This window comes from Pseudomonas sp. NDM (assembly GCF_003105095.1).
GTDB classification, from domain to species: Bacteria; Pseudomonadota; Gammaproteobacteria; order Pseudomonadales; family Pseudomonadaceae; genus Aquipseudomonas; species Aquipseudomonas moraviensis_A.
Map to the genome: position 1 here is coordinate 1 of NZ_QETJ01000243.1, position 5166 is coordinate 5166.

General features: G+C 56.6%; 8 protein-coding genes and 1 pseudogene. 2 read left to right on the forward strand and 7 right to left on the reverse strand.

All coding sequences use genetic code 11. From position 1 onward, the window contains the following. Nucleotides 1-85 precede the first annotated feature (85 nt). Both DCO47_RS25575 and gstA read right to left on the reverse strand, forming a co-directional pair. A complete protein-coding gene (locus DCO47_RS25575; RefSeq protein WP_064362777.1) occupies nucleotides 86-466 on the reverse strand; it encodes a RidA family protein in 381 nt (126 codons plus the stop codon). A 72-nt stretch (nucleotides 467-538) separates the two neighbouring features. Next, nucleotides 539-1150, reverse strand: coding sequence for a glutathione transferase GstA (gstA, locus tag DCO47_RS25580; RefSeq protein ID WP_116659199.1), 612 nt, complete (start codon nucleotides 1148-1150; stop codon nucleotides 539-541). A gap of 109 nt (nucleotides 1151-1259) precedes the next feature. Here gstA and DCO47_RS25585 point away from each other — a divergent pair, with 109 nt between their 5' ends. Both DCO47_RS25585 and DCO47_RS25590 read left to right on the forward strand, forming a co-directional pair. Next, the gene (locus tag DCO47_RS25585) at nucleotides 1260-2153 is read left to right on the forward strand and encodes a transcriptional regulator GcvA (RefSeq protein WP_116659200.1); all 894 of its coding nucleotides are present in this window, start codon (nucleotides 1260-1262) and stop codon (nucleotides 2151-2153) included. Nucleotides 2154-2276: 123 nt separating this feature from the next. Beyond that, on the forward strand, nucleotides 2277-2690 hold the full coding sequence (locus DCO47_RS25590) for a cupin domain-containing protein (protein WP_042606837.1): 414 nt from the start codon (nucleotides 2277-2279) through the stop codon (nucleotides 2688-2690). A gap of 12 nt (nucleotides 2691-2702) precedes the next feature. Here DCO47_RS25590 and DCO47_RS25595 read toward each other — a convergent pair whose 3' ends face one another. The 5 genes and pseudogenes from DCO47_RS25595 to DCO47_RS25615 all read right to left on the reverse strand — a co-directional run bounded on the left by DCO47_RS25595 (nucleotide 2703) and on the right by DCO47_RS25615 (nucleotide 4992). Further along, nucleotides 2703-2954 (reverse strand): hypothetical protein, encoded by a 252-nt coding sequence (locus DCO47_RS25595; protein WP_116659201.1) that lies wholly within the window; start codon nucleotides 2952-2954, stop codon nucleotides 2703-2705. Continuing rightward, nucleotides 2951-3208, reverse strand: a complete 258-nt coding sequence (locus DCO47_RS25600) for a DUF6555 family protein (protein WP_042606839.1) — start codon at nucleotides 3206-3208, stop codon at nucleotides 2951-2953. Before DCO47_RS25600 ends, DCO47_RS25595 begins: the two co-directional genes overlap by 4 nt. Before the next feature lie 186 nt (nucleotides 3209-3394). Continuing rightward, nucleotides 3395-3946 (reverse strand): ATP-dependent Clp protease proteolytic subunit, encoded by a 552-nt coding sequence (locus tag DCO47_RS25605; protein WP_116659202.1) that lies wholly within the window; start codon nucleotides 3944-3946, stop codon nucleotides 3395-3397. A gap of 376 nt (nucleotides 3947-4322) precedes the next feature. After that, a pseudogene (locus DCO47_RS25610) lies at nucleotides 4323-4439 on the reverse strand (general stress protein); the annotation flags it as partial. A gap of 322 nt (nucleotides 4440-4761) precedes the next feature. Beyond that, nucleotides 4762-4992 carry a hypothetical protein gene (locus DCO47_RS25615; RefSeq protein WP_016774936.1) on the reverse strand — a complete coding sequence of 77 codons (231 nt, stop codon included), beginning with the start codon at nucleotides 4990-4992 and terminating at the stop codon, nucleotides 4762-4764. Between the last annotated feature and the right edge of the window lie 174 nt (nucleotides 4993-5166).

Consider the following 5166-nt stretch of genomic DNA (forward strand, 5'->3'; position numbering starts at 1 on the left):
CTGACACACCGCTATCGCGAGCAGGCTCACTCCTACAGGGGGGGTGTCATTCCAGAGTAATTGAAATGACGCTGTGCAATTTCAATCAGCCCTTGGCCGCCATCGCCGTCACTTCCACACGCATCCCTTCAACCGCCAGCGACGCAACGCCAACCGCTGCCCGCACTGGCCATGGCTTGGCGAAAAAGCGTTTATAGACTTCGTTGAACGCCGCGCGATCAGCCATGTCGGTGAGGTAGATGGTCAGGTGCATTACGCGGTCCATTGAACTGCCGGCACGCTCCAGTGCGACTTTCAGCGCTTGCAGCGTGCACTCGCTTTGCTCGGTGATGCCGCCCAGTTCCAGACTGCCATCGGCGCGGGTGGGGATCTGCGTCGAGACCATGATCCCGCCGAAGGTGGCGACGTCGGACGAAATCGAATCGGTGTCCGGATCGGGCGTGAAGATGATGTCTTGATTGGCCATGGGCATCTCTTGTTCGAGTGAATGAAAGTCGCGCCAGTTTACAGATTCCCTCCGGCGATGGCCCGCGCGTGTTCAGACTGGCTGCGTCGCCGCTTCCGCCGCGATTGCCGCATGCACGCAGGGTCGCGCGCCAATACGCTGCATATATGTGGCCAGAGCGGGCCGCTCTGCGATGTCGATATCAAACGTCGGCAACCAGGTCAGCACCGTGAACAGGTAGGCATCGGCAACGCCAAAGCTAGCCATCAGATAGTTCCGATCCGCCAGAATGCGCTCAAGGTAATCCAGCCGCTTGAACAGTTTTTGCCGAAAAATCGCTTTGACCGCTTCCGGGATTTCGGCGCTGAACAATGGCGCGCTGGTGCCGTGGATCTCCGAGCCGATGAAATTCAGATGCTCCTGCAGTCGTATGCGCTCCCATGTACCGACCGCGGGCGCCAAGGTGTTTCCCGGGACCTCGTCGGCGAGAAATTGCAGGATCGCCGGGCCTTCGGTCAGCACTTCGCCGTTATCCAGTTGCAGCGCGGCCACGTAGCCTTTCGGATTGATCTCGCGCAAATCACGGCCGTCAGCCGTGCGCTTGGTCTGGTTGTTGACGCGGATCAGCTCGAACGGCAAGCCGAGTTCGCGCAGAACGATGTGCGGTGAAAGCGAACAGGTCATCGGTGCAAAGTAGAGTTTCATGGCGTATCCCCGAAAGTTTGAGGCGCCACGATCCTCTGCGGGCGAAACTTCCGCAAAGGTCATTTGCGGTGCTAGCGTATGACAAATTCTCATGCGCTCTTCTGATCTTATGACCTCCAGACTTCCTTCCCTCAATGGTTTGCGTGCATTCGAAGCGGCCGCGCGGCATATGAGTTTTACCTTGGCCGCCACTGAGTTGAATGTCACGCAGACAGCAATCAGTCACCAGATCAGACGCCTCGAAGCCCAGTTGGGCGTCGCATTGTTCCTGCGTCTCAAGGATGGCCTGGCGCTCAGCGAAGACGGCCACGCCTACCTGCCGGGCGTGCGTTCGGCCTTTCAAGCGTTGCGCCATTCGACGCAACAGTTGCTCGAATCGCGGGGGACCAGCGTGCTGACCATCAGCACGCTGGTCTCGGTCGCGTCGAAATGGCTGTTGCCGCGCCTGCCGGCATTCCAGCAGGCGTTCCCGGACATCGATGTGCGCATCAGCGCCACAACCGACCTGGTGGATTTCCGCCGAGGAGGTATCGATGCGGCGATTCGCTACGGGCGGGGCGAATGGAAAGGTCTGCGCGCGGACTTTCTCATGGCGGATAAGGTATTTCCTGTGTGCCGTCCAGCAGTGGCGACGACATTGCACACACCGCAAGATCTGGCCAGCCACACCCTTGTACAAGTCAGTGGTGTCACCGCTAAAGACTGGCAGGCATGGCTCAGCGCCGCAGGCCAGCCTGCGCAGTTGGCCGATGGCGCGAAGCTGACCTTCGATCTGGCGATGATGGCGGTGCAGGCGGCAATTGACGGGCAGGGCGTGTGCATCGGGCGTTCGACTTACGTGAACGACGATCTGCGTGCAGGACGATTGGTCGTACCGTTCGACCTGCGCCTGCAGGATGATCTCGGCTTCTATCTGGTCACACCCCATGAAACCGCTGACTCGACAAAGATCAGCGCATTCAGACAATGGCTTGTGGCTGTGGCCCGCGATACGTTTGTATAAGCGTGTATCAACCCTCAGCGGATACACACGGCAACACCAAACCGGGCTTTCGAGACACATCCGCCTTACATGCCGAGCCCAAAGTAGCCCTCACACCAACACTACGTTTGAGAGGGCACCACCATGTACCGTCCACTGTTTCTGGCTTCTGCCGTTGTCTTCGCCTCCCTTACCGGTTTCGCTCATGCGGCGGATGCGCCGGCGACGAGCTGGCAGAAAGGTTTGAGCCGCACCGATCTGGTTCGCCAGGATCTCGGCGCTGACAATCGCGAAGTGATTCAGGCGCGAATCGATTTCGATGCCGGCGTCAGCGCGCCTCGGCATGCGCACCCCGGGGTCGAGGTCGCCTACGTCATCAGTGGCACCTTTGAATATCAGCTCGAAGGACAGGCGCCGGTGACTCTCAAGGCAGGCGATTCGTTGTTCATTCCGGCAGGTGTCGCGCATGTAGCGAAGAATATTGGCAATGAGAAAGGCGTAGAACTGGCCACTTACGTCGTCCCGAAAGGCGAACCTTTACTGATCCTCAAACCATGATGAGCAAGTCCGCTATTTCGAGCGCGGCTTACTCATCGCGCGCTTGATGCGCATCCAGTCCTGATAGGCCGCCGTTCGCTTGGCGTCGGCCAAGGCCTTTGCTTCGCTGAAGCGAGCCCAGGCCTCAGGGCTATCGGTGTCATGCTCGATGATTCTGTACGCCGCTTCTTCCAGCAGATCGGCCTCACGGAACATCGCGGCATTGTCGGCCATCTCGTCGTCCCAGGAGCGGCCGAAATCGAATTTCAAAGTGTGTTCTGTCATTTCACGTGATCCTCCTCCCAAACCAGAGGCACCGATTCTCGCCATTGCACTTCGGTCACGCCAAAGCGTTCCGCCATCGGTTTGGAAAAACGTTTCAACGGAGGCCGACCGGGGCGGGGAATGGGCGCGATACCCGCGTCACAACTTGCCCACTGCCAGGCTTCGGCATTGTTCATGTTTTTTGTGCGAATGACGAATGACCTGGGCTTTCCGTGCAGCAGGTAATCGATCACGTACAGATCTGCTCCGCTCATACATTTCCTCCCCATGCTTATGAACAGGGATATCTGAGGAAATGAATAATTCAGAGAAAATGCACGCTGCCGGGACGATCGGTTGTTAGTTGGGATTAGAGTTTGTATGGCGAGTGTGCGGAGTACAAATTCGTCTTGCAGGGCAAGGCAAAAGCGACTGCCACGGCGCGTCAGTAAGTTGCAAACTTATGAATAAATACATGAACAGACGAAGTCCGCATGAACCTCGGTGTCTTCAACCGCCGTGATCAGACCTGCATGCAAGGCTTCTTCAGGATTGATAATGCGCGGCGCTGCCGTCAGATACTTCTCCGTCTCCAGCGCGTTTTTTCCGTTACTTGTGCGCTCGGCGACAATTTGCGCGTACAGGTGCAAGTCATAATCCAGGCTCATGGCATATTCCGACATGCGTGAATGATCGACAGATCCCTGCAGGTGCCAATGAAAAGGGTGAAACAGAAACTTGCTATGAGTACAGGCGGTTCGGCGTTGGCCAGCAAGGAAAACGATATTGCCCATCGACTCGACCGTGCCCAGGTTATGGGTGTGTACCGGGACGGGCAGCGCTATCAGAAAGTTGTACATCGTGAAGCCGTAACTGCATTCGCCACCCATGGTGGCGATGTTCAGAATCAATCTGGGAGCATTTTCCTTTACCGCCAACGAGGCTTTGTCAATCAGTTGACCACAGGTTGATGCATTGATCGGACCGGTAAAGTTGATGACGTGGACAGGCATGGCGATTTCCTCGACGGGCCGGCTGCGCTGCGAACGGGCTCCTTGCGCAGGACTGGTAAGCTCAGTCAGGAGCAGCGTTCATAGGTTGGCGCCGTTTCCGTTTCTCGAGAGTTTTCAGCGTTAACGATCAACTGCCTGCGCTCGTAACACGCATGTTGGGCACGATCGCCGTGCTGCGGGTGGCCAGGTTTTCTTTCAATGCACGGTGACACCGACGGGTCCGGTAGTTTCTCGGAGGAACTGCGCGTTGCCTCTGGAACGCCTTCAGCGCCTTCGTGCCGGTGTAACTTGCCTGGAACAATATCAATGGCGGTCGTCATCATTGCGCTCCATCGAATATTACAAAGGGCAGCAAAGCTGCCCTTGTACCGCTCATTTACGATTTGCGACCTCCACTGTGGCTGGATTGTCCGCCTTTGCGACCAGCCTCGGATGCTTTTTCACGATCGTTGGCGAAGTTACCGCCAGACTGTCCGCCTTTTTTCCCGGACTCTTGCGTCTTGTCACGATCGTTGCCGGCCTTGCCTGTATTTTTATTTCCGGTGGTCATGATAGCTCTCCGATATCTCTTAACGTTTCGCTAGTGATGTCCGTGGTCGCGATGGACACTTACTTCGATTACGTATCGGTTCACGGTGTTTTGATTATTTTTAACTGATCCGATGAGCGGTATTTCTCTACGTGAACTTGATCTAGTCATTTATCGCGATATAACTAAAGCAGCTATGTTCAATCGCAATGAATAATAAAGAATTGTAATTACACCGATGCCGCGCAGTTGGTTAAGCAGTTGGTTGAAGTTGCTTGAACCGAAACTACCTGAACCGCGGCAACGGCCGGTCGATCGGCTTCAGTGTCGACAGCGTGTCGCGGATCAGCGGCGCATCCTTTTCAATATCGTGCAGTCGATCGCGGATGCGCAGGGCCGTCGGATGCCCGCCTTGATGATCAACCCAGTCGGCAATCTCTTTGCAGGCGGCTGCGAGGCGCGCCTGGCGGGCGTCGAGCAGGGTGAGGAGGGTGGTGATGGACTCTTTCTCGGACATGGAACACCTCCGTTCGCTGAAACGGCTGAGTTGCAACACAAAGCCCGCGTGTCGCAAACCTTCAGATCAACTATAGAAGACCTGCGCGATCGTGCAAAAAATACCCGGCTCAGCTCGACGGCGAAGCTCTTGTAGGAGTGAGCCTGCTCGCGATAGCGGTGTGTCAGTCGACAT